This is a genomic window from Streptomyces sp. WAC 06738, from assembly GCF_003945505.1.
GTDB lineage: Bacteria > Actinomycetota > Actinomycetes > Streptomycetales > Streptomycetaceae > Streptomyces.
In genome coordinates, this window is record NZ_CP029618.1 from 6,135,146 (window position 1) to 6,158,924 (window position 23,779).

General features: G+C 73.2%; 20 protein-coding genes. 12 read left to right on the top strand and 8 right to left on the bottom strand.

Going from position 1 to position 23,779, the window contains the following annotated elements; translation table 11 throughout:
• Window positions 1-96: 96 nt before the first annotated feature.
• Both DMB38_RS27030 and DMB38_RS27035 read left to right on the top strand, forming a co-directional pair.
• Window positions 97-753: a TetR/AcrR family transcriptional regulator gene (locus DMB38_RS27030; RefSeq protein WP_125937338.1), complete on the top strand. Its 657-nt coding sequence runs from the start codon at window positions 97-99 to the stop codon at window positions 751-753.
• Between the two features lie 66 nt (window positions 754-819).
• Window positions 820-2,340 carry an MFS transporter gene (locus DMB38_RS27035; RefSeq protein ID WP_125937339.1) on the top strand — a complete coding sequence of 507 codons (1,521 nt, stop codon included), beginning with the start codon at window positions 820-822 and terminating at the stop codon, window positions 2,338-2,340.
• 86 nt (window positions 2,341-2,426) lie between these two features.
• Here the strand turns inward: DMB38_RS27035 and DMB38_RS27040 are convergent, their stop codons facing one another.
• The gene (locus DMB38_RS27040) at window positions 2,427-3,821 is read right to left on the bottom strand and encodes a helix-turn-helix domain-containing protein (protein ID WP_125937340.1); all 1,395 of its coding nucleotides are present in this window, start codon (window positions 3,819-3,821) and stop codon (window positions 2,427-2,429) included.
• A 130-nt stretch (window positions 3,822-3,951) separates the two neighbouring features.
• Here DMB38_RS27040 and DMB38_RS27045 point away from each other — a divergent pair, with 130 nt between their 5' ends.
• The 5 genes from DMB38_RS27045 (at window position 3,952) to DMB38_RS36260 (ending at window position 9,419) form a co-directional block, all read left to right on the top strand.
• Window positions 3,952-4,878: a proline dehydrogenase family protein gene (locus tag DMB38_RS27045; RefSeq protein ID WP_125937341.1), complete on the top strand. Its 927-nt coding sequence runs from the start codon at window positions 3,952-3,954 to the stop codon at window positions 4,876-4,878.
• Between the two features lie 71 nt (window positions 4,879-4,949).
• Window positions 4,950-6,581 (top strand): L-glutamate gamma-semialdehyde dehydrogenase, encoded by a 1,632-nt coding sequence (pruA, locus tag DMB38_RS27050; protein WP_125937342.1) that lies wholly within the window; start codon window positions 4,950-4,952, stop codon window positions 6,579-6,581.
• A gap of 114 nt (window positions 6,582-6,695) precedes the next feature.
• Complete coding sequence (locus tag DMB38_RS27055) at window positions 6,696-8,279, top strand: FMN-binding glutamate synthase family protein (RefSeq protein WP_125937343.1); 1,584 nt, start codon at window positions 6,696-6,698, stop codon at window positions 8,277-8,279.
• 60 nt (window positions 8,280-8,339) lie between these two features.
• A complete protein-coding gene (locus DMB38_RS27060) occupies window positions 8,340-9,053 on the top strand; it encodes an HAD family hydrolase (protein ID WP_125937344.1) in 714 nt (237 codons plus the stop codon).
• Between the two features lie 219 nt (window positions 9,054-9,272).
• Window positions 9,273-9,419 carry a hypothetical protein gene (locus DMB38_RS36260; RefSeq protein ID WP_164716128.1) on the top strand — a complete coding sequence of 49 codons (147 nt, stop codon included), beginning with the start codon at window positions 9,273-9,275 and terminating at the stop codon, window positions 9,417-9,419.
• 40 nt (window positions 9,420-9,459) lie between these two features.
• Here the strand turns inward: DMB38_RS36260 and DMB38_RS27065 are convergent, their stop codons facing one another.
• A complete protein-coding gene (locus tag DMB38_RS27065) occupies window positions 9,460-10,992 on the bottom strand; it encodes a metallophosphoesterase family protein (protein ID WP_240662494.1) in 1,533 nt (510 codons plus the stop codon).
• Window positions 10,993-11,173: 181 nt separating this feature from the next.
• Here DMB38_RS27065 and DMB38_RS27070 point away from each other — a divergent pair, with 181 nt between their 5' ends.
• Together DMB38_RS27070 and DMB38_RS27075 are read left to right on the top strand one after the other, a co-directional pair.
• Window positions 11,174-12,214 (top strand): 3-isopropylmalate dehydrogenase, encoded by a 1,041-nt coding sequence (locus DMB38_RS27070; protein WP_125937346.1) that lies wholly within the window; start codon window positions 11,174-11,176, stop codon window positions 12,212-12,214.
• Window positions 12,215-12,485: 271 nt separating this feature from the next.
• On the top strand, window positions 12,486-13,595 hold the full coding sequence (locus tag DMB38_RS27075; protein WP_125937347.1) for a branched-chain amino acid aminotransferase: 1,110 nt from the start codon (window positions 12,486-12,488) through the stop codon (window positions 13,593-13,595).
• 69 nt (window positions 13,596-13,664) lie between these two features.
• Here the strand turns inward: DMB38_RS27075 and DMB38_RS27080 are convergent, their stop codons facing one another.
• On the bottom strand, window positions 13,665-14,741 hold the full coding sequence (locus DMB38_RS27080) for a S1 family peptidase (RefSeq protein ID WP_125937348.1): 1,077 nt from the start codon (window positions 14,739-14,741) through the stop codon (window positions 13,665-13,667).
• Between the two features lie 385 nt (window positions 14,742-15,126).
• Here DMB38_RS27080 and cimA point away from each other — a divergent pair, with 385 nt between their 5' ends.
• Window positions 15,127-16,773: a citramalate synthase gene (gene cimA / locus DMB38_RS27085; RefSeq protein ID WP_125937349.1), complete on the top strand. Its 1,647-nt coding sequence runs from the start codon at window positions 15,127-15,129 to the stop codon at window positions 16,771-16,773.
• Here cimA and DMB38_RS27090 read toward each other — a convergent pair.
• Together DMB38_RS27090 and DMB38_RS27095 are read right to left on the bottom strand one after the other, a co-directional pair.
• Window positions 16,694-18,325 carry an MFS transporter gene (locus DMB38_RS27090; protein WP_125937350.1) on the bottom strand — a complete coding sequence of 544 codons (1,632 nt, stop codon included), beginning with the start codon at window positions 18,323-18,325 and terminating at the stop codon, window positions 16,694-16,696. The genes cimA and DMB38_RS27090 overlap by 80 nt on opposite strands.
• A 100-nt stretch (window positions 18,326-18,425) precedes the next feature.
• Complete coding sequence (locus tag DMB38_RS27095; protein WP_125937351.1) at window positions 18,426-18,926, bottom strand: MarR family transcriptional regulator; 501 nt, start codon at window positions 18,924-18,926, stop codon at window positions 18,426-18,428.
• A gap of 215 nt (window positions 18,927-19,141) precedes the next feature.
• Between DMB38_RS27095 and DMB38_RS27100 the strand changes: the two genes are divergently transcribed.
• Together DMB38_RS27100 and DMB38_RS27105 are read left to right on the top strand one after the other, a co-directional pair.
• Window positions 19,142-20,749, top strand: coding sequence for an acyl-CoA carboxylase subunit beta (locus tag DMB38_RS27100; protein ID WP_125937352.1), 1,608 nt, complete (start codon window positions 19,142-19,144; stop codon window positions 20,747-20,749).
• A gap of 65 nt (window positions 20,750-20,814) precedes the next feature.
• Window positions 20,815-21,027 (top strand): acyl-CoA carboxylase epsilon subunit, encoded by a 213-nt coding sequence (locus DMB38_RS27105; protein ID WP_047018293.1) that lies wholly within the window; start codon window positions 20,815-20,817, stop codon window positions 21,025-21,027.
• Window positions 21,028-21,110: 83 nt separating this feature from the next.
• Here DMB38_RS27105 and gltX read toward each other — a convergent pair whose 3' ends face one another.
• The 3 genes from gltX to DMB38_RS27120 are packed head-to-tail and all read right to left on the bottom strand — an operon-like array spanning window position 21,111 to window position 23,661.
• Window positions 21,111-22,589, bottom strand: a complete 1,479-nt coding sequence (gene gltX / locus DMB38_RS27110) for a glutamate--tRNA ligase (RefSeq protein WP_125939308.1) — start codon at window positions 22,587-22,589, stop codon at window positions 21,111-21,113.
• Window positions 22,590-22,608: 19 nt separating this feature from the next.
• A complete protein-coding gene (locus tag DMB38_RS27115) occupies window positions 22,609-23,421 on the bottom strand; it encodes a fumarylacetoacetate hydrolase family protein (RefSeq protein ID WP_125937353.1) in 813 nt (270 codons plus the stop codon).
• Between the two features lie 45 nt (window positions 23,422-23,466).
• Window positions 23,467-23,661, bottom strand: a complete 195-nt coding sequence (locus DMB38_RS27120; protein WP_125937354.1) for a hypothetical protein — start codon at window positions 23,659-23,661, stop codon at window positions 23,467-23,469.
• Window positions 23,662-23,779: the final 118 nt, after the last annotated feature.

The following is a 23,779-nucleotide window of genomic DNA, read 5'->3' on the forward strand; positions in this document are numbered from 1 at the left end:
GATGCCCTCTCACTTCGCCCCAGACGGATGAAATCTCTCCGGTTCCCTCCTACGGTGCGGGTAAGTGGAGAATTTCCCTTCGGTTGAGGAGTGGCCATGCGGACCCCGATGCGCGCGGACGCCCGGCGGAACCGCGAGCTGATCCTGAAGGCGGCCGGCGAGGTCTTCGTGGGCGAGGGCCCGGACGCCCCGCTGGAGGACGTCGCCCGCCGGGCCGGCGTGGGCATCGCCACGCTCTACCGCAACTTCGGCAGCCGCGAGGCGCTGATCCGCGGCGTCGCCGCCGCCACCCTCGCCGAGCTGCGCGGAGCGGCCGAGGAGGCGCTGGCCGGCGGGGACGAGCCGTTCGAGGCGCTGCGCCGGTTCGCCCACACGGCGCTCAACCTGCGGATCGGCGCGGTACTCCCCGCGCTCTCCGGCCGGATCCGGATCGACGAGGAGCTGGCGGAGCTGCGCGCGCGGACGCTGCGGCCGGTGCAGGAGCTGATCGTACGGGCGCAGCGGGCCGGCCGGCTCCGCGACGACGTGGTCTTCGGCGACGTGCCGTTCATGGTGATGCGGCTGACGCTGCTGCTGCCCGGCGGCGGGTTCGCGGAGGACGAGGCGCTGGCCCACCGCCATCTGGAGCTCTATCTCGACGGGCTGCGCCCCGAGGCCGCCCGCGCCCGCGGCGCCGGGCTGCCGGGCCCGGCGATCACCGCCGCCCGGTTCATCAGGGCCACGGACCGCATCGTCGGCGGGAACGACGGCTAGCGCCGGTCCCGCCCGCAAGCCCCGCAGCCACCCGAAACCCCGAGCACGCACGAGAAAGGTAGTGGCATGGACACTACAAAAACGGAAGCGACCGGATCGCGGCGCTGGCTCGCCCTCGCCTTCATCGGGCTGGCGCAGCTCATGATCGTCCTGGACGTCACGATCGTGAACATCGCCCTGCCGTCCGCGCAGGCGGACCTCGGCATCTCCGACGGCGACCGGCAGTGGGTGATCACCGCGTACACCCTGGCCTTCGGCGGCCTGCTGCTCCTCGGCGGCCGGATCGCCGACTACACCGGCCGCCGCCGGGCCTTCCTCACCGGGCTCGTCGGCTTCGCCGCCGCCTCCGCGCTCGGCGGGGCGGCGCCCGGCTTCGGCGCGCTGCTGGGCGCGCGGGCCGCACAGGGGGCGTTCGCCGCGCTGCTCGCGCCGGCGGCGCTGTCGCTGCTCACCACGAGCTTCACCGAGCAGCGCGACCGCGCCCGCGCCTTCGGCATCTTCGGCGCGATCGCCGCCGGCGGCGGCGCGATCGGCCTGGTCGCGGGCGGGGCGCTCACCGAGTACTTGGACTGGCGCTGGTGCCTCTACGTGAACGTGCCCATCGCGGTGCTGGCGGCGGCCGGCTGGTGGGTGCTGCCCGCCGACACCCGCCCGCAGGCGCGGCAGCGGATCGACGTGCCGGGCACGGTGCTCGCGGTGACCGGCCTGGTCGCCGTCGTCTACGGGTGCAGCGAGGCGGAGTCGGAGGGCTGGGACTCGGCGCTCGTGCTCGGGCTGCTCTTCCTCGGCGTGGCGCTGCTCACCGGCTTCGTGCTGTACGAGCGGAACGCGGCGGCGCCGCTGCTGCCGCTGCGGGTGGTGCTCAGCCGGGCCCGGGGGAGCGCGTTCCTGGGCATCGCGCTGGCCACCGTGGGGATGTTCGCCATGTTCCTCTTCCTCACGTACTACATGCAGGTCGTCATGGGCTACTCCGCGCTGAAGACCGGGGTGGCGTTCCTGCCGCTGACGGCGGGGGTGCTGGCGGGGGCCGGGGGGCTCGCCAGCCGGCTGCTGCCCCGGGTGCCGCCGCGGGCGCTCATCGTCCCCGGGCTGCTGCTCGCGTCGGCCGGCACCGGGTGGCTGGCGACGGTGGACGTGGACACCTCGTACGCGGCGGGGGTGCTGCCCGCGGAGCTGGTCCTGGGCTTCGGGATGGGGATGGTGATGGCCCCGGCGATCAACTACGCGACCCACGGCGTGCGCGAGGAGGAGGCCGGGGTGGCGTCGGCGACGGTCAACACCGCGCAGCAGATCGGCGGCTCGATCGGCACCGCGCTGCTCAACACCGTCGCGACCAGCACCACCGCCGACTACCTCGCCGAGCGGCTGCCGCAGGCGGGTGCGCTGGAGGAGCGGCGGGCGGCGGGCGGGCCGGTGCCGGACGTGGTGAAGGCGGGCCTGGTCGAGGGCTTCAGTTCGGCGTACACGGTGGCGTCGGTGATCCTCGTCGTGGCCGCGGCGGTGGTGGCGGTGGTGATGAACACCCCCCGCCCCGCCCCCGCCAGGCCCGGCGCCCCGTCCCCCGCTCCCGCGGCACACCTCGGCTGACGCCCACCCGCACCCCGGCCCGCCACACCCCCGGGGCGGGCCGGGCACGTCTCGCCTGCGGCGTGCCGCGTGGGTGCGTGCCGAGGTCAGAGGCGGGCGGACTTGAGGGACATGTGGAGGAGCAGGCGGTCCTCGCCCGCCGTGAGGTCGAGGCCGGTCAGTTCCTCGACGCGCGACAGCCGGTAGTAGAGGGTCTGGCGGTGGATGCCCAGCGCGGCCGCGGTGCGGGCGGCCTGGCCCGCGTGGTCGAGATAGACCTCGGCGGTATGGGCCAGGGCGGCGTGGGCCGGCTCCAGCAGCCGGCCGACCGTCGGGTCGGCGCCGCCGGGCAGGTCGGTGAGCAGCCGGTACGGGCCGATCTCCGGCCACCGCGCCACCGGGCCCAGCCGCGGCGCGGCCCGCGCCGCCCGGGCGGCGGCCAGCGCCTCGCGCCAGGTATCGGGTAGCCCCACGAGATCCGCCCGCCCGTCGCCGACGCCGGCCACGGCGTCCGGTACGGCAGCCGCACCCGCGGCGGGCTCTCCGGCGCGGATACGTGCCGCGCCCCGCGCCCCGCGCCGTACCCCCGCCGGCACCTCGCCGGGCGCACCGGTCCGCGTCCCGCCCGGCGGCCCGCCGCCCGCTGCGTGCAGCAGCCGCTCCGCCGCCGCCACCGCAGGATCCACCGAGCCCGCGGACGGCAGCAGCACCAGCGCCGCCAGCGCCCGCACCGGCTCTGCCCCGCCGCCCGACCCGCCGCCCGCGCCCGTCCGTACCCGCGCGCCGGTCCCCGCGCCCGCGCTCTCCCCGTCGCGCCCGCCCCCGCCGCCCACCCGCACCAGCGTCGTCGCCGCCGTCCGCGGCAGCCCCGGGCCGGGCGCCGCCGGGTCCGCCGGGCGCCAGGGCAGTACCGCCACCGCCGCCACCGGCCCCGCCGCGCCGCCCGGCAGCGCGTCGCGCAGCTCCGCGAGCGCCGCGTCCCGCCCCGTCACGGGGCCTGCCAGCACGTCGTGCAGCAGCGCGCCCGCCGCCGCGCCCGCCCGGGTCTCCGCCGCCAGCAGCGCCCCGATCCGCGCCGCCGTCCGCATGGCCTGCGCGATCCGCGGGTCCTGCGCCCGTCCAGGACCGCCCAGCTCGACGTCGGCCAGGTGCCCGTCGTCGAGCAGCCAGACGTACCCCTGCACCACCCCGTCGTGCCGCGCCGGCAGGCAGATCCGCCCGGTGAGCACCCCGGCGGAGGGGTCCGGCGGGATCCGCAGCGGCCCGGTCGCGCGCGCGATCCCGTACGCCTCGAACCACGCCCGCACCGCCGCCGTGGAGCGCCGGTGCAGGATGGACTTCGTGCGGACCGGGTCCATGAGCGAGGAGACGCCGCCCGACGAGCCGTCGCCGGTGTCGTGGACGCCGAACGCGATCAGCCCGAAGTCCCGGTCCTCCAGGGTGGCGGGGGCGCCGAGCGCCGCCGAGACCTCGTCCACCAGCTGCTGGTAGTCGCCGCGCATGACCGCAGCCTCTCATACATCTGTATGAGACGGCGCTCGCGGATGCGTGACAGGTGTCGATGGCCCAGGATCGGAGCGATCCTTAGATTTCACGGAGGTGTTACCTGCGCCCCGACCGTGGAGGTGCCCCGTGCTGGGTCCCGTGCTTCTCGCCGCCGCGCGCAGCGACGGAATCCGTCGCCTCGTCTCGGCCGCGCCGGTCAGCCGCCAGGTGGTCGCGCGCTTCGTGGCCGGCGAGGAACTGGCCGACGCCGTCGCCGCCGTCCGCGACCTGTCCGCCCGCGGCCTGGAGGTCACCCTCGACCACCTCGGCGAGGACGTCACCGACCCCCGCGAGGCGCTGCGTGCCCGGGACGCCTACCTCGCCCTCACCGAGGCGCTGACGCACGAGGGCCTGGGAGCCCGCGCCGAGATGTCGGTGAAGCTCTCCGCCTTCGGCCAGGCGCTGCCCGGCGGCCACGACCTCGCGCTCGCCCACGTCACTCCGGTGGTCGAAGCCGCCGCCGCGGCCGGCACCACGGTTACCCTGGACATGGAGGACCACACCACCGTCGACTCCACCCTCGCCATCCTGCGCACCCTGCGCGAGCGCTTCCCGCAGACCGGCGCGGTGCTGCAGGCGTACCTCTTCCGCACCGAGGAGGACTGCCGCGACCTCGCCGGCGAGGGTTCCCGGGTGCGGCTGGTGAAGGGCGCGTACAAGGAGCCGGCCGTCGTCGCCTTCCAGGACAAGGCGGAGGTGGACCGGGCGTACGTGCGCTGCCTGAAGATCCTCATGACCGGCCGCGGCTACCCCATGATCGGCACCCACGACCCCCGGATGATCGCCATCACCCAGGAGCTGGCCCGCCGGCACGGCCGCAAGACGGACGAGTACGAGTTCCAGATGCTCTACGGCATCCGCACCCAGGAGCAGCAGCGGCTGGTGGCCGAGGGCCACCGGATGCGCGTCTACACCCCCTACGGCACCGACTGGTACGGCTACTTCATGCGCAGGCTCGCCGAGCGCCCGGCGAACACGGCCTTCTTCCTGCGCGCCCTGGCCGGCCGCCGCTGACGACCCCGCGAGCCCCCGCGAGCCCCCGAGAGCCCCCGAAAGACTCCGCACCTCGAAGGAGAACGGCAACCATGGACGCTGTGACCCAGGTCCCCGCCCCGTACAACGAGCCGGTGCACACCTACGCCCCCGGCACACCGGAGCGTGCGCGGCTGGAGGCCAGGCTCAAGGAGCTGGCCGAGAGCCCCATGGAGCTGCCGATGACCATCGGCGGCGTACGCCGCATGGGCGGCGGCGCGCGCGTCGACGTCGTGCAGCCGCACAACCACAAGGCCGTCCTCGGCACGTACGGCACCGCCACCCGCGCCGACGCGCAGGACGCCATCGACGCCGCGCTGGCCGCCGCGCCCGGCTGGCGTGCGCTCTCCTTCGACGACCGCGCCGCGATCCTGCTCAAGGCCGCCGACCTGCTCGCCGGGCCGTGGCGCGAGACGATCGCCGCGTCGACCATGCTGGGCCAGTCGAAGACCGCGCAGCAGGCGGAGATCGACGCGCCCTGCGAGCTGGTCGACTTCTGGCGCTTCAACGTCCACTTCGCCCGCCAGATCATGGACGAGCAGCCGCCGGTCCAGCCGCCCGGGGTGTGGAACCGGCTCGACCACCGCCCGCTGGAGGGCTTCGTCTACGCGATCACGCCCTTCAACTTCACCGCGATCGCCGGCAACCTGCCGACCGCGCCCGCCCTCATGGGCAACGTCGTGGTCTGGAAGCCGTCCCCGACCCAGACGCACGCCGCCGTGCTGCTCATGCGGCTGCTGGAGGAGGCCGGGATGCCGCCCGGCGTCATCAACCTCGTCACCGGCGACGGCAAGGAGGTCTCCGAGGTCGCGCTCCCGCACCCGGACCTGGCCGGCATCCACTTCACCGGCTCCACCCGCACCTTCCAGTACCTGTGGGGCGAGGTCGGCAAGAACCTGCCCGGCTACAAGGCGTACCCGCGGATCGTCGGCGAGACCGGCGGCAAGGACTTCATCGTCGCCCACCCGACGGCGGAGGTGGCGAAGCTGAAGACCGCCATCACCCGCGGCGCCTTCGAGTACCAGGGCCAGAAGTGCTCGGCCGCCTCCCGCGCGTACGTCCCGCGCTCGCTGTGGGACGGCGGGCTGAAGGAGTCGCTGGTCACCGAGGTCGAGGGCCTGGCCATGGGCGACGTCACCGACCTGGGGAACTTCATCGGCGCCGTCATCGACGACCGGGCGTTCGCGAAGAACAAGGCCGCCATCGACCGCGCCAAGGCCGACCCGGCGTGCGAGATCGTCGCGGGCGGCACGTACGACGACACCGTCGGCTACTTCGTCCGCCCCACGGTCATCGTCTGCTCGGACCCGGAGAACGAGGTCTTCACCGAGGAGTACTTCGGCCCGATCATCGCCGTGCACGTGTACGAGGACGACACCTACGACGCGATGCTGGACCAGATGGAGTCCGTCGCCGCGTACGCCCTGACCGGCGCCGTCCTCGCGCAGGACCGCGCGGTCATCGCCGACGCGACCCGGCGGCTGCGCTTCGCGGCCGGCAACTTCTACGTCAACGACCGGCCCACCGGCTCGATCGTCGGCCAGCAGCCTTTCGGCGGCGCCCGCGCCTCCGGCACCAACGACAAGGCGGGCTCGAAGTTCAACCTCCTGCGCTGGTCCTCGCCGCGCGCCATCAAGGAGACGATGGACGCTCCGACGGACTACCGCTACCCCCACATGGGCTGACGCCCGCAGGACCGCTCCGCGCGGTCCCCGCACACGCCGCCCCCGGTCGCCTCCCCCGTCGGCCGGGGGCGGCCCCGTGCGTGCGGGCCGGTGCTGTGGTCCGATGGATCGCGTATGAAGAGGAACAGCTTCTTCGCCGCCGTCGTCGTGGCCGCAGTCGGGTGCACCCTCGCCGCGACGCTGGTGTCCGGTGCGTGGTGGCCGGCCGCGGGCGTGTTCCTGGCGCTCACCGCGCTCGGCGTGTGGGACGTGCTCCAGCGCCGCCACTCCGTGCTGCGGAACTACCCGCTGGTGGGCCATCTGCGCTTCCTGCTGGAACGGCTCCGCCCCGAGATGCAGCAGTACTTCATCGAGCGGAACTTCGACGGCCGCCCCTTCGACCGCAACGTGCGCAGCATCGTCTACGAGCGCGCCAAGGGCACCGACGCCGAGGAGCCCTTCGGCACGGAGCTGGACGTGGAGGCCCCCGGCCACCAGTTCCTCGTGCACTCCATCGCCCCGGTGGCGATGCCCACGACCCCGCCGCGGGTCCGCGTCGGCGGCCCCGACTGCACCAGGCCGTACGACATGGCGCTGCTGAACGTCTCCGCGATGAGCTTCGGCGCCCTGTCCTCCCACGCCATCCTCGCCCTCAACGGCGGCGCCGCGCGCGGCGGCTTCGCGCACGACACCGGCGAGGGCGGCATCTCCGAGTTCCATCTGCGGCCCGGCGGCGACCTGGTGTGGGAGATCGGCACCGGCTACTTCGGCTGCCGTACCCCCGACGGCGACTTCGACGCCCGGCAGTTCGCCGACAAGGCCGCCGACGACCGGGTCAGGTGCGTGTCGCTGAAGCTGTCCCAGGGCGCCAAGCCCGGCATCGGCGGGCTGCTGCCCGGCGCCAAGGTCGACGCCGTGATCGCCCGCACCCGCGGCGTGCCCCAGGGCGAGACCGTGGTCTCGCCGCCGTACCACCGGGTCTTCTCCACCCCGCGCGAGCTGGTGCGGTTCGTCGCCCGGATGCGGGAGCTGGCCGGCGGCAAGCCGGCCGGGATCAAGCTGTGCGTGGGCTCGCGGGTGCAGCTCCTCGCGGTCTGCAAGGCGATGCTCGCCGAGGGCACCGCGCCCGACTTCATCCTGGTCGACGGCTCGGAGGGCGGTACGGGGGCGGGGCCGCTGGAGTTCGCCGACAACATCGGCGCCCCGCTCACCCAGGGACTGGCGGCCGTGCACGGCGCCCTCATCGGCACCGGGCTGCGGGACCGTATCCGCATCGGCGCCGCGGGCAAGGTCGCCACCGGCTCCGACATCGTCAAGCGGCTCATCCAGGGCGCCGACTACACCAACTCGGCCCGCGCGATGATGTTCGCCCTCGGCTGCCTGCAGACCCAGCGCTGCCACACCAACACCTGCCCGGTCGGCGTGACCACGCAGGATCCGCTCCGCGTGCGCTCGCTGGACGTGGCGGACAAGACGGTGCGCGTCGAGCGCTTCCAGCGCGCCACCGTGCAGAGCGCCCTGGAGATCATGTCGGCGATGGGCGTGGACGACCCGGCGCAACTTCGCCGGCACCAGCTTCGCGTCCGCATCGAGCCCCGCGCCGTCCGCCGGGACGACCGGCCGCTGCCGCCGCCGGCGCCCGGACAGCTCCTGGCCGAGCCGCCGCGGGCCTGGGCCGCGGACTGGGCGGCGGCCGATCCGGACCGGTTCACGATCTGAAGGACGCCTCCGCGCGCTCTCCGGCAGCCGCCCGCGCCCTCCCCGCGCTACCGTCGTGACATGCGGATACTCGCCGTGGTCTGGGACATCGACGACACGATCTTCGACCACTCGGGCGCCGAGCGGCGCGCCGCGCTCGAGTACCTGACCGCGCGCGGGCTGCTGGGCCGGTACGCCTCGCCCGAGGCCGCCGCGGACCACTGGCACGCGGTCTCCGAGGAGTACGTGGACCGCTACCTCGCCGGGGAGTTCACCTTCCTGGCCCAGCGCCGCGAGCGGGCCCGGGTGCTCGCCGGCCGGCCGCTGACCGACGCCGAGGCCGACGTCTGGATGGCCGGCTACCTGGCCGCGTACCGGCGGCACTGGCGGGTCTTCCCCGACGTCGTACCGGCGCTCGACGGCCTCAGCCCGCCCCGCCGGCACGGCCTGCTGTCCAACAACAGCGCCCCGCACCAGGAGGAGAAGCTCCGCGCCATCGGCGTGCACGACCGCTTCGAGGCGCTGGTGTGCTCCGAGGAGCTCGGCATCGCCAAGCCCGCCGCGGGCGCCTTCCACGCCGCCTGCGCCGCCCTCGGGCTGCCGCCGGAGCGCGTCGCCTACGTCGGGGACCGTCCGGACACCGACGCGGCGGGCGCGGACGCGGCCGGGCTGACGGGGATCTGGCTGGACCGTCCGGGCGCGGCCGCACGGGTGGCCGGGAAGGGGGCCCCGGATGTGCGCCGCATCACCTCGCCCGGCCAGCTCGGGCCGCTCCTCGGCACCCTGGACCCGTAACGATCACCGCAGGTCAGGGGCGGTGCCGTCTCAGATAGTAGGAAGCCCGAGTATATGGCGAGACAAGAACGCTTTGACGTCCTACTTTTATAGGAGCCGAACGCTCGCCGATCAGCGACGGTGGTCGAGGTCTGGCGCCTCACGCAGGTCACCCCTGCGGCGCCGCTCCCGCCCCAGCGGCGTCCCCACGTCTTCCCAGCGCCCCAGAGGAGCTGCCCCATGGCTGCCACCACCACGGTCCGCCGCGCCCGCCACTCCGCCCGCACCGAGCAGAGCCAGGACTCCGCGATCGCCCGGAAGAACGCCGCCGCCGCGCTCCAGCGGGCGTTCGACCGCCGCGACAACGGCGGCGCGACCGGCCACTGAGCCGCCGCCCCCGGGACCCCGGCCCGCGCACGGCGGCCGCTCAGCGGCCCCGTACCAGCTCGAACCGGTCGATCCGCGTGCCGTCCTCGGCGTACGCGGCGACCCGCAGCGCGGGCGAGGTGCCGGGCCGGGACTCCACCGCCAGGAACGAGTAGCCGGTGTAGCGCACCCGCGACCACTCCACGTCCTCCAGCGCCTTCTCGCCTCCGCGTGCCCAGGAGAAGGTGTGCACGACGTCGCGGTCGCGGCGCCGGCCCTCGTAGCTGTCCGGCGCGCTGAAGTCGTACAGCTTGCGCCCGCCGCCGCCCGCGGTCACGTAGACCGCCCCGTGCCGCTCGGTGTCCACCGAGCCGCCGACGGGCAGCGGCCGGGTCAGGGCCCCGGCGCGCAGCGCGTCGGTCCGCTCGTAGACGTGGTTGTGGCCGTTGATCACCAGATCGACGCGGTGGGTGTCGAACAGGGGCGTGAAGTGCTCCCGCACCCCGCCGTCCGAGGCGTGCGTGCTGGTGGAGTACGCGCAGTGGTGGAAGAAGACCACGACGAAGTCGACCCCGGGCGCGCCGCGCAGCTCCCCGAGCCGCCGGTCGAGCCAGCGCGCCTGGGCGCCGTCGGTGTAGCCGAGGTTGGCCGGGATCTCGTACGAGACGTCGTTGGCGTCCAGCGCCACGACGGCGACGTTGCCGTAGACGAAGGAGTACGCACCGGGCGCCTCGCGCGGGTCGAACCCGTTGTCCGGCAGCGTCCAGCGGGCGCGCTGGCCGCCGTAGCCGTCGGGGGAGTACCACGCCTCCATGTCGTGGTTGCCCATCGCCGGCATCCACGGGACCCGCGAGGACACCGGGTCGATCTGCCGCAGGAAGCGGTCCCACACCCGGGCGTCGTAGCGGTCGCCCTCCAGCCCGCGCCCGGAGTCCTCGGCGTAGCAGATGTCGCCGGCGTGCAGGTGGAACGCCGGCGGGCCGCCGGGCAGGTCGCGGATGCCCCGGGTGACGGCGCGGGCGGCGGATCCCGTGCCCTGGTCGCCGAAGGCGGTGAAGACGAAGCGCTCCGGCCCGGCGGGCGCGGTGCGGAACTCCGCCAGGTACGCTTCGGCGCCCGGTGAGGCGGCGGGGTCGAACTCCTCGTGGCCGAGCCCGTAGACGTACTCCGTTCCGGGCTCCAGCCCGTCGAGCGCGGCGTGCACGTAGTGCTGCTCCACCGCCGGGAGGCCGCTGAGCGCCGGGGTCTTCAGCGGCCGGATCTCCGCCTCGACGCGCTCGCCGAGGCCGCCGCGGTCCGTGCCGAAGCGGACGTACGGCCGGCGCACCGGCAGCGGGAGCTGCCAGCCCACCCGCATCTGGCTGCGCGGGTCGGCGCCGAACGCCAGATGCCGGCCGAACGCCGCGGGCGCCCCGGAGGGCGCGGGGCTGACGGAGTCGGCGGGGGAGTCGTCCGTACGTCCGGCCCTCCCGCTTCCGCCCCCGCCCCCGTCGCCGCACCCGGCGAGGAACAGCCCGCCGGCCAGACCGCCGGCGCCGGTGACGACGCGGCGCCGGGAGAGCGCGCGGCGCAGGTACTCGTGCTGTTCGGCCATGCTCATGCTGCGGGCGAGCCGTGGGGGATGCCGAAGCCGGGGGTCTCCATATGCCCGAGCATTCCCCCTCGTTGCCGGCGCACCGGAGAACCGCGGCCGTCGGCGTGGTGAACGCCCGCGGTATGTCCACATCCCGGACGGCGGTGTCATCCCGCAAGACGTAGCGCGTAGGCTCCCTCACATGTCTCGCAGCATTCGTCTCGCGTCCATTCCCGGCGACGGCATCGGCCCGGAGGTCGTGGCCCAGGGCCTGAAAGTGCTCTCCGCCGTCCTGCCGCAGGACGTGAAGCTGGAGACCGAGAGCTACGATCTGGGCGCCCGGCGCTGGCACGCCACCGGCGAGACCCTGCCGGACGCGGAGCTGACCGCCCTCAAGGACTACGACGCGATCCTGCTCGGCGCCATCGGCGACCCCTCGGTGCCGTCCGGCGTGCTGGAGCGCGGGCTGCTGCTGAAGCTGCGCTTCGCCTTCGACCACTACGTGAACCTGCGCCCGTCGAAGCTCTTCCCGGGCACCGAGACCCCGCTCGCCGGCCGCCCCGCCATCGACTTCGTCGTCGTCCGCGAGGGCACCGAGGGCCCGTACACCGGCAACGGCGGCAGCCTGCGCACCGGCACCCCGGCCGAGGTCGCCACCGAGGTGAGCGTCAACACCGCGTACGGCGTGGAGCGCGTGGTCCGGGACGCGTTCGAGCGCGCCCAGGCCCGCCCGCGCAAAAAGCTGACGCTCGTGCACAAGAACAACGTGCTCGTGTACGCCGGCCACCTGTGGAAGGACACCTTCGACCGGGTCGGCGCCGAGTACCCCGACGTCACCACGGACTACCTGCACGTCGACGCCGCGACGATCTTCCTCACCACCCAGCCCGAGCGGTTCGACGTGATCGTCACCGACAACCTCTTCGGCGACATCCTCACCGACCTGGCCGCCGCCATCAGCGGCGGCATCGGTCTCGCCGCCTCCGGGAACATCAACCCGGCCGGCGCCTTCCCGTCGATGTTCGAGCCGGTCCACGGCTCCGCGCCGGACATCGCCGGCACCGGCAAGGCCGACCCGACGGCCACGGTGCTGTCGGTCGCCCTGCTCCTGCGCCACCTCGGCTACGCCGCGCAGGCCGCCCGCGTCGAGGAGGCCGTCGAGGCCGACCTCGCCGCGCGGGGCGCCACCGCGCGCACCACGGACGAGATCGGCGACGCGCTCGCCGCCCGAGTATCCGGCTGACCGCCGGGACCACACACGCTCGCCGCGGCCGGCCCGGCCGGTCAGGTTTCTCCGTACGGCCGGCGACCCTGCCCTCCGGGCGGGGTCGGTGCGACGATGACCCTTCGGGCCGCGTACCACCGCCACGCTTGCCGCTGCCCGCGCCCCCGTCATAATCGACAGCGGGGCCGCGGCACGGGGTAATGCTCGGACGTCCTAGTACCTTCGGGTGCGAGGACCTCGGTACGGGACGCGGTCCGCCACCCACCGAACGGTGAAGGACACGAATCTCATGACCACGATCGAGCTCAAGCCGTCCGCGCACCCGCTGTCCGACGCGGAGCGCGAGGCGATCCTCACCAACCCCGGCTTCGGCAAGCACTTCACCGACCACATGGTCACGATCAAGTGGACCGAAGGCCGCGGCTGGCACGACGCGCAGCTCCAGCCGTACGCGCCGCTCACCCTCGACCCGGCGACGATGGCGCTGCACTACGGGCAGTCCATCTTCGAGGGGCTGAAGGCCTACCGGCAGCCGGACGGCAGCGTCCGCACCTTCCGGCCCGACGCCAACGCGCGCCGCTTCCAGCTCTCCGCGCGCCGGCTGGCGATGCCGGAGCTGCCGGTCGAGACCTTCGTGGCGGCCATCGACGCGCTGGTGCGCCAGGACAAGGCGTGGGTGCCGGGCACCGGCGAGGAGTCGCTCTACCTGCGCCCCTTCATGTTCGCCACCGAGGTCGGCCTCGGCGTGAACTCCCCGGCGCACGAGTACCTCTTCATGGTCCTGGCCTCGCCCGCGGGCGCGTACTTCACGGGCGGCATCAAGCCGGTGTCGGTCTGGCTCACCGAGGAGTACGTGCGCGCCGCGCCCGGCGGCACCGGCGAGGCCAAGTGCGCGGGCAACTACGCGGGCGCGATGGCCGCCACCCTCCAGGCCGTCCAGCAGGGCTGCGACCAGGTGGTGTGGCTGGACGCGGTGGAGCGCCGGTGGATCGAGGAGATGGGCGGGATGAACCTCTACTTCGTCCGGGGCGGCGGGCCCGGCGGGCAGGAAGGGGCGGCGGAGGTGGTCACGCCCGAGCTGACCGGCACGCTGCTGCCGGGCATCACCCGCGACTCGCTGCTGACCATCGCCGCCGACCTCGGCTACCGGACCGGCGAGGTGCGGATCTCCAAGGAGGAGTGGCAGGCCGGCTGCCTGGACGGCACGATCTCGGAGACCTTCGCGTGCGGCACGGCGGCGGTCATCACGCCGGTGGGGCACGCCAAGTCGAGCACGGCGGAGTGGACGGTCGCCGACGGGTCGATGGGGCCGGTCACGGCGCGGCTGCGGAAGGCGCTGGTCGACGTGCAGACGGGGCAGGCGGCGGACCCGCACGGGTGGATGCACGAGCTGGGCTGAGGCACGGGCCGGGGGCCGCCGCCGGGCTGCGGCGGCGGCCCCCTTCGTGCCGTGGTGCGCTGCCGTGCGTCAGTAGACGCTCACGCCGTACGCGCTGAGCGCCTCGGTGACCGGCTGGTGGATGGCGGAGCCGTTGGTGCCGGAGCAGCCCGAGCTGCCGGAGTGGATGCCGTACGCGACGTTGCCCGAGAAGTGGGCGCCGCCGCTGTCGCCGCCGGCGGAGCAGGCGGTGGTGCGGACCATGTTGTAGACGGGGCCGTCGCTGTAGTTGACGGTCACGTTCACCGCGGTCACGGTGCCGCTGGTGACCTGGGTGGTGGAGCCGCTCTTCTGGATGGCCTGGCCGACGACGGCGTTGGCGGCGCTGGTGATGTCCCGGGTGCTGCCGTTGTAGAGGTTCACGGTGCCCGCGGGGGAGGAGCCGTCGGTGTAGCGGACGATGCCGTAGTCGTTGGTCGGGAAGCTGGTGCCCTCGCGGGTGCCGATGGCCGCGCCGCCGCTGGTGGCCGACCAGGAGGCGCCGGCGTTGGTGCAGTGGCCCGCGGTGACGAAGTAGCGGGCGTTGTTCTTGGTCACGTTGAACGCCGCGGAGCAGCGGTAGCCGCCGCCGTAGATCGCGTCGCCGCCGAGCACCTCCTTCTTGAACGCCCCGGGTACCCGCTCCACCCGGGCCGCGCCGTCGAGGCTCCTCGCGACGCTCTTCAGCTTCGCGTACTCGGCGGCCGAGACGGTGGAGTCGGCCTGCACGGCGATCTGGTTGGTGGCCGGATCGACACCCCAGGAGGTGCCGGTGATCTTCGCCCGGTCCTCGAAGGCGCCCATCGCGGAGCGCAGTTCCGCGGCGCTGTGCTCGACCAGCTCGGCGCGGGCGCCGGCGGCGCGGGCCTCGGCGGCGGCGGCCTTGTCGGTGACCGTCACGACCAGGTCGCCGGTCTCGGCGTCCAGGTACGTGCCGGCGCTGTCGCTGCCGAGGGTGCGGGTGACGTCGGCGTCGAGCGCGAGGGTGGCGGCGTCGGCCTGCACCCCCTGCCCGGAACGGTCGGCCGGCGGGGGCGCCGCGGCGGCCGTGGAGCCGAGTGCGGCGGTGCCGAGGAGGAGAAGGGCGGCGATGGTGCCACCCAGACGCGCGGACTTCTGGGGTCTCATGCGGTGGTTCTCCTTTGTGTGAACCATGTGGGGGTTGTGGGAGGTGCCGTACCGACTGGCCTGGACCAAATTGGCACGCGCATGTCATCCACACAAGACCGCAATTGCGCCCTGACCTCCTCGTACGAAACGTGGGCACTCTGCCCGTATCGTGAGACGGGTCTCCAGATCGGGCGGCGTGTGTGCCACACTTCCCGACGTGACCTCGTCTGCCGTCATGATTATTGGCAACAGGCGCGCCGGTCCGCGCTGACCCGTACCGCGATCCGCATGCGGTGCCGGCTCACCGCGTCCCAGACCCGCGCGCAGACCTCTCGCGACCCGCGAGGGGTCTTTTCCATTTCCGGGACCGGAGAGCACACACCATCCCGACAGGAGCACTTCGATGAGCACAGAGCCCGCCGCCTCCGAGGCCCCCGAGGCCCCCGAGGCTTCCGACGATGGTTTCCACGTCTTCGACACCACGCTGCGCGACGGCGCGCAGCGCGAGGGCATCAGCCTGACCGTCGCCGACAAGCTGGCCATCGCCCGGCACCTCGACGACTTCGGCGTGGGCTTCATCGAGGGCGGCTGGCCCGGCGCGGTGCCCCGGGACACGGAGTTCTTCCGCCGTGCCCGCGACGAGGTCGACTTCCGGCACGCGCAGCTCGTCGCCTTCGGCGCCACCCGCAAGGCGGGCGTACGGGTCGAGGACGACCCCCAGGTCCTCGCGCTGCTGGAGTCGAAGGCCCCCGTCATCACCCTGGTCGCCAAGGCGCACGACCGGCACGTGGAACTGGCGCTGCGCACCACGCTCGCGGAGAACCTGGCGATGGTCCGCGACACGGTCGCGTTCCTGCGCGAGCACGGCCGCCGGGTCTTCGTCGACTGCGAGCACTTCTTCGACGGCCACCGCGCCAACGCCGCGTACGCCAAGCAGGTCGTCGCCGCCGCGCACGAGGCGGGCGCGGACGTCGTCGTGCTCTGCGACACCAACGGCGGCATGCTCCCCGGCCAGGTGCGCGAGACCGTCGCCGAGGTGCTGGCCGCCACCGGAGCAAGACTGGGCATGCACGCCCAGGACGACTCCGGCTGCGCCGTGGCCAACACCCTGGCCGCCGTCGACGGCGGCGCCACCCACGTGCAGTGCACCGCCAACGGCTACGGCGAGCGCGTCGGCAACGCCAACCTCTTCCCGGTGGTGGCCGCGCTGGAGCTGAAGTACGACATGCGCGTGCTGCCCGCCGGCAAGCTGGCGGAGATGACCCGGATCTCGCACGCCGTCGCCGAGGTCGTCAACATCGCGCCCGCCACCCACCAGCCGTACGTGGGCGTCTCGGCCTTCGCCCACAAGGCGGGCCTGCACGCCTCCGCCATCAAGGTCGATCCCGACCTCTACCAGCACATCGACCCCGAGCTGGTCGGCAACCGGCTGCGCATGCTGGTCTCCGACATGGCGGGCCGGGCGTCGATCGAGCTGAAGGGCAAGGACCTCGGCCTCGACCTAGGCGACGACCGCGAACTGCTGAGCCGGGTCGTGGAGCGGGTCAAGGAGAACGAGCACCGCGGGCTGACGTACGAGGCCGCCGACGCCTCCTTCGAGCTGCTGCTCCGCGAGGAGCTGCAGTTGCGCGAGTCCGGCAGGACGCGGCGCTACTTCCGTACCGAGTCCTGGCGGGCCATCGTCGAGGACCGGCCGGACGGCACCCACGCCAACGAGGCCACGGTGAAGCTCTGGGCGAAGGGCGAGCGGGCCGTCGTCACGGCGGAGGGCAAAGGCCCGGTCCATGCGCTGGACCGGGCCCTGCGGGTGGCACTGGAGCGGATCTACCCCCAGCTCGCCGACTTCGAGCTGATCGACTACAAGGTGCGGATCCTGGAGGGGACCCACGGCACCGCGTCGACGACGCGGGTGCTCATCACCACCGGCGACGGCCGCGGCGAGTGGGACACCGTCGGCGTCGCGGACAACGTCATCGCGGCGTCGTGGCAGGCGCTGGACGACGCGTACGCCTACGGTCTGCTGCGGGCCGGAGTCGTGCCGCAGGAGTAGCACCGGGCGCCGGGGCGGCGCCGGAGCCCGCACCTGCGCCCGTGGTCCCGGCGCTCTTCGCACCGGCGGCATCCGCGGCCGGACCCTCCGCACCGGCGGCCCGCGCGCCGGAGCCGGGCTGCCGCGGCCCGCCTGCCGTACGGGGCCGCAGCACCGCGACCGTCAGCACCGCCGCCGCGGCGACCAGCACCGCCCCGATGCCGAACGCGAGCTGGAAGCCGCCCGTCAGCGCCGCGTCCCGGCCCTCCCCGGCCGCGGCCAGCGACTCCGTGCGCCCCGCCGCCAGCGTGGTGAGCACCGCGACGCCCAGCGCGCCGCCCATCTGCTGCCCGGTGTTGAAGAGCCCCGACACCACCCCGGCGTCGTCCTCGCGCGCCCCGGACATGCCCAGCGCGGTCATCGCGGGCAGCACCAGCCCGCCGCCGCTGAGCAGCAGCATCGTCGGCAGCAGATGGGCCGCGTAGCTCACCTCGGCCGGGTCCCGCGGGAGGCGGACGAGCAGCGCCAGGCCGGCCGCGAGGAGCACCAGCCCGGCCAGCAGCACCGTCCGCTCGCCGAACCGCGCCACCAGCCGGGCGGAGACGAGCAGCGAGGTGACGCCGATGGTGAGCGCGGCCGGCAGCATCGCCAGACCGGTCTCCGCGGCCCCGTAGCCCAGTACCTGCTGCATGTAGAGCGCCACGATGATCTGGAAGGCGAAGATCCCCGAGATGACGAGCAGTTGGACGGCGTTGGCGCCGGCGACGGTGCGCGAGCGGAATACCCGCAGTGGCAGCAGCGGCGCGGCGGCCCGGGCCTGGCGGAGCACGAAGCCGGCGAGCAGGGCCGTGGCGAGCGCGGCGGAGCCGAGGGTGCGGCCGGAGGCCCAGCCGTGGCTCTCGGTCTCGACGATGGTGTAGACGCCGAGCATCAGCCCGGACGTGACCAGCAGCGCCCCGGCGACGTCGGCGCCCGCGGCCAGGCCGATGCCGCGGTCGCCCGGCAGCACGCGCAGCGCCAGCGCGGCGGTCGCCAGCCCGATGGGCACGTTGATGAAGAAGATCCAGTGCCAGCTCAGCGCGTCGGTGAGCAGGCCGCCGAGCACCTGGCCCAGCGAGGCGCCGACCGCGCCGGTGAACGCGAACGCGCCGATGGCCTTCGCGCGCTCCTTCGCGTCGGTGAAGAGCGTGACGATCATGCCGAGCCCGACGGCCGAGGCCAGCGCCCCGCCGACGCCCTGGAGGAAGCGGGCGGCGATCAGTGCCCACGGCTCGGTGGCCACGCCGCACAGCAGTGAGGCGGCTGTGAAGAGCGCGATGCCGGCGACGAACACCCGCTTCCGGCCGAGCAGGTCGCCGAGGCGGCCGGCGAGGAGGAGCAGCCCGCCGAAGGCGATCATGTAGGCGTTGACCGTCCAGGTCAGGTCGGCGGGGGAGAACCCCAGGTCCTCCTGGATGGCGGGCAGCGCGACGGTGACGATGCTGCCGTCGAGGACGATCATCAGCGCGCCGGTGCAAAGGATCGCGAGTGCGAACCAGCGGGATCGGTCCTGCGGTGCGTCGGTGGCGTTCATGCGGTCTCTCCTGAGGCTTGGGCAACAGGAAAGACCGTAGCAGATAGTTTTCTACGGGACTATCTCTTATTCAGTTTTCTTGTACGGACCTTCTCGCCGCTTACCGCCGCGCCTGCCGGGCCCGGCGGACCGGCTGTTCGGACGGGACGGGCTCGGCGAGCGGGCCGGCCATCAGGCCCTCCAGGGCGGCGACGAAGACGTCCCGCTGCGCGGCCGGCAGCGCGTCGAGCACCTCCTGGTGCACGCGGTCGACGACCTCCTGGCCGCGCGCGGCGACCTCCGCGCCGGCCTCGGTGACGTGGATGATGCGCGCCCTGCGGTCCGTGCTCGACGGCCGCCGCTCGGCGTACCCGGCCTTCTCCAGGCCGTCCACGGTCACGACCATCGTGGTCTTGTCCATGCGCGACAGCTCGGCGAGCTGCCCCTGGGTATGCTCGGCCGCGAGCGCGTGGACGAGCACGCACTGCTCGCGCTGGAGCAGTCCGACCTCCGTCAGTGCGGCGGACAGCCGGGTGTTGAGCACGTGCGCGGTGTGCATGAGGATGCCGGTGATGTCCGGCACGGTACGGGCGGGTGCGCGGGATGCGGGCATGGTGGTCATGGCTCCAGACTAACAAGAAGGTCTGCTACGGAACCTTCTCGTGCGCCAACGATCTGTCCAACTGCTTGTCGAAGCCCTACAGCCCTGATCGACGTGTCGTTGGCCGATCTCTGGCCCCGTCACCTGCGCATAGTGCCGGGTGCTCATGATTTACCGGCCGACGTTGTAGGGAAATGACATAAGGTTCGATGCCCAAGTACCCGTACCGTCGTTTCATGACCACAGTGGACTACGCCCCCTCCGACGCGGCAGCGACGGCAGGCGCCGTCGAGAACGAGGCCCGGGGGCGGGCGGCCGAACTGCGCCGCATTCGCGAGCAGGCTCACGCGGGGCCGAGTGAGCGGGCGACCGCCGCGCAGAAGGCCAAGGGGAAGCTGACTGCGCGGGAGCGGATCGACCTGCTGCTGGACGAGGGGTCGTTCAGTGAGGTGGAGCCGCTGCGGCGGCATCGTGCTTCGGGGTTCGGCCTGGAGGCGAAGCGGCCGTACACCGATGGCGTCATCACCGGCTGGGGGACGGTGCACGGGCGGACGGTGTTCGTCTACGCGCACGACTTCAGGATCTTCGGCGGCGCTCTCGGTGAGGCGCATGCGGAGAAGATCCACAAGATCATGGACAAGGCGATCGCGGCGGGTGCGCCGCTGGTGTCGCTGAACGACGGTGCGGGTGCGCGTATTCAGGAGGGTGTCTCGGCGCTCGCCGGTTACGGGGGGATCTTCCAGCGCAATACCCGTGCGTCGGGGGTGATTCCGCAGATCTCGGTGATGCTCGGTCCGTGTGCGGGTGGTGCGGCCTACAGTCCGGCGCTGACGGACTTCGTGTTCATGGTGCGTGAGACGTCGCAGATGTTCATCACCGGTCCGGACGTGGTGAAGGCGGTGACGGGTGAGGAGATCACGCAGAACGGGCTGGGCGGTGCGGATGTGCATGCGGAGACCTCGGGGGTGTGCCACTTCGCGTATGACGACGAGGTGACGTGCCTGGAGGAGGTGCGGTATCTGCTGTCGATGCTGCCGCAGAACAACCGCGAGAACCCCCCGGCGGTCACCGCGGAGGATCCGGCGGACCGCGGTGGTGATGTGCTGCTGGATCTGGTGCCGGCGGACGGCAACCGCCCGTATGACATGCGCAGGGTGATCGAGGAGCTCGTCGATGACGGTGAGTACCTTGAGGTGCATGAGCGCTGGGCGACGAATCTGATCTGTGCGCTCACCCGGCTGGACGGTCAGGTGGTGGGCATCGTCGCCAATCAGCCGCAGTCCCTTGCGGGGGTTCTGGACATCGAGGCGAGCGAGAAGGGTGCCCGCTTTGTCCAGATGTGCGATGCTTTCAATATTCCGATCGTCACCCTGCTCGACGTCCCGGGCTTCCTGCCGGGGGTGGATCAGGAGCATGGCGGGATCATCCGGCATGGGGCGAAGCTGCTGTATGCGTACTGCAATGCCACGGTGCCGCGGATCTCGGTGGTGTTGCGGAAGGCGTACGGCGGGGCGTACATCGTGATGGACAGTCAGTCCATCGGTGCGGATCTGACGTATGCCTGGCCGACCAACGAGATCGCGGTGATGGGTGCGGAGGGCGCGGCGAACGTGATCTTCCGGCGTGACATCGCGGCCGCGGACGACCCCGACGCCAAGCGCACCGACATGGTCAAGCAGTACAAGGCGGAGCTGATGCACCCCTACTACGCGGCCGAACGCGGCCTCGTGGACGACGTCATCGACCCCGTGGACACCCGCCAGATCCTCATCCGGTCCCTGGCGATGCTGCGTACGAAGCACGCGGACCTGCCGGCGCGCAAGCACGGCAACCCGCCGCAGTGACCCCGCCGCTTCCGCACGCCCCGCAGCCCGCAGCCGACCGCGCAGAACAGCCCAGGAGCACAGACGTGACCACGCAGCACACCGAGAACCTCGTCCGCGTCGAGAAGGGCGAGGCCAGCGAGGAGGAGCTCGCCGCGCTCACCGCGGTGCTCCTCGCCCGCGCCGCCGCCCCGCAGCCGACGCACGCCCGCCACGGCGGGCACGGCGGCTCCGCGGCCCGCTGGCGCCGACTGGAGCGCCAGCACGGGTTCCGCGCCCCGCACAGCTGGCAGCGCTGACCCGGCCGGCGACACCCGGCCCCGCGCACACCGAAGGCCCCGCCGCAGGCGGGGCCTTCACGCGTCGTCGGCGCCGTGCCGCCTCAGCCCCGCGGCTCCGCCGCCAGCCTGGCCAGTGCCGCGTCCACGCGCGCCAGCGTCCGCTCGCGGCCCAGCACCTCCAGGGACTCGAAGAGCGGCAGCCCCACCGTCCGCCCCGTCACCGCGACCCGTACCGGCGCCTGCGCCTTGCCCAGCTTCAGGCCGTGCTCCTCGCCCGCCGCGAGCACCGCCTCCTTCAGCGGCTCCGCCGACCACTCGGCCGCCGCCAGCTTCGCGCGCGCCGTGCGCAGCAGGTCGGCCGCGCCCGGCTGCCCCGGTTTCATCGCCTTGTCCCACGACTTCTCGTCGAACACCGGCTCGTCGAGGAAGAGGAAGTCGACGTTGGCCGTGATGTCGGAGAGCACGGTCAGCCGCGTCTGCGCCAGCGGCGCCACCGCCGCGAAGGCGTCCGGGTCGAACGACTCCGCCGGCCACGGGGCGTGCGGCGCCCGCAGCCAGGGGGCGCAGCGCTCGGCGAAGTCCTTCACGTCGAGCATGCGGATGTGGTCCGCGTTGATGGCCTCGGCCTTCTTCAGGTCGAAGCGGGCCGGGTTGGGCACGACGTCGGCGATGTCGAAGGCCGCGACCAGCTCCTCGCGGGTGAAGACGTCCCGGTCGGCGGAGAGCGACCAGCCCAGCAGCGAGAGGTAGTTGATCAGCCCCTCGGGCAGGAAGCCGCGCTCCCGGTAGAGGTTGAGCGAAGCCTGCGGGTCGCGCTTGGAGAGCTTCTTGTTGCCCTCGCCCATGACGTAGGGCAGGTGCCCGAAGTCCGGCACCCGCTTGGCGACGCCGAGGTCGATCAGCGCGCGGTAGAGCGCGATCTGCCGCGGGGTGGAGGAGAGCAGGTCCTCGCCGCGCAGCACGTGCGTGATCTCCATCAGCGCGTCGTCGACGGGGTTGACCAGGGTGTAGAGCGGGGCGCCGTTGGCGCGCACGATCCCGTAGTCCGTGACGTTCTCGGGTGCGAAGGTCAGCTCGCCGCGGACCAGGTCGGTGAAGGTGATCGTCTCGTCCGGCATGCGGAAGCGGACGATCGAGGTGCGGCCCTCGGCCTCGTACGCGGCCACCTGCTCGGCGCTCAGGTCGCGGCAGTGCCCGTCGTACCCGGAGGGCCGCCCCGCCGCGCGCGCCGTCTCGCGGCGCTCCTCCAGCTCCGCCGCGGTGCAGTAGCAGCGGTAGGCGTGCCCGGCGTCCTGGAGCCGGCCGGCCACGTCGGCGTAGATGTCCATGCGCTGCGACTGCCGGTACGGCGCGTGCGGGCCGCCGGCCTCGGGGCCCTCGTCCCAGTCGATGCCGAGCCAGCGGAAGGAGTCGAGCAGTTGCTCGTACGACTCCTCGGAGTCGCGGGCCGCGTCGGTGTCCTCGATCCGGAAGACCAGCGAGCCGCCGGTGTGGCGGGCGTACGCCCAGTTGAAGAGGGCGGTGCGCACCAGGCCCACGTGGGGGTTGCCGGTGGGGGAGGGACAGAAGCGGACCCGCAGGGGGGCCGGGGGGGCTGCGCTAGCCACGCTTGATCACCTTGTTGGCGAGAGTGCCGATGCCTTCGATGGTGACGGCGACCTCGTCGCCGTCGTGGAGCGGGCCGACGCCCGCGGGGGTCCCGGTGAGGATGACGTCGCCGGGCAGCAGCGTCATCGCCTCGGTGACGTGCACGATCAGCTCCGGGATCGAGCGGATCAGGTCCGTGGTGCTGCCGAGCTGGCGCTGGGCGCCGTTGACGGTGCACTGGATGGCGATGCCCCCGGCGATCCTGTCGTGCCCCAGGTCCGTCTCGACCCAGGGGCCGAGCGGGCAGGAGGTGTCGAAGCCCTTGGCCCTGGCCCACTGCTTCTCGCGCCGCTGCACGTCCCGCGCGGTCACGTCGTTCGCACAGGTGTAGCCGAGGATCACGTCCTGGGCCCGCTCCAGCGGCACGTCGCGGCAGAGCCGGCCGATGACGACGGCCAGCTCCGCCTCGTGCTGCAGGTCCTCGGAGAAGGAGGGGTACGCGATGGGGTCGCCGGGCCCGATCACCGAGGTGGACGGTTTGAAGAAGGTGACGGGCACCTCCGGCACCTCGTTGCCCAGCTCCGCGGCGTGCTCGGCGTAGTTGCGGCCGATCGCGACGACCTTGTTGGGGAGGACGGGGGGCAGCAACCGCACCTTGTCCAGCGGGAGCTTGCGGCCGGACCGCTCGAACTCGGCGAAGGGATGGCCCTTGATCACGTCGAGGGTGACCTCGCCCCGCGGGGCGCCCGCCCCGTCGAAGCCGTCGGAGCCCTCGACCACACCGAACGCGACGCTGCCGTCGACGGAGAACCTGGCGATACGCACGGGGCCCAGGTTATCGCCCCGCCGCTCGCCGCCGTGCCGCGCGGGTCAGGCGCCGGACGGGATCTCCTCCAGCACCGTACGGCGCGGGTTCGCGGTGCGCTCCGGCGGCTGGGCGGCCGGGGCCGCGGCGGCGATCCGGGCGGCGACCGCCGCGGGCGGCTCGGGAAGCAGCAGGTCCCCGGCGTCGTCGAGGTGGGCGAGGGTGGTGCGCCGCGGGTTGGCTATGGTGCGGAAGATCATGAGGGTTACGCGCGCCTTTACGTGCCGGGGCCCGCTGTCGGGCCGACGAGACCGAGCTTTACGGAATGATTCACTGTGTCAAGGGAAGGGTAAGGGGCCGCTATTCCCCGCACCGCCG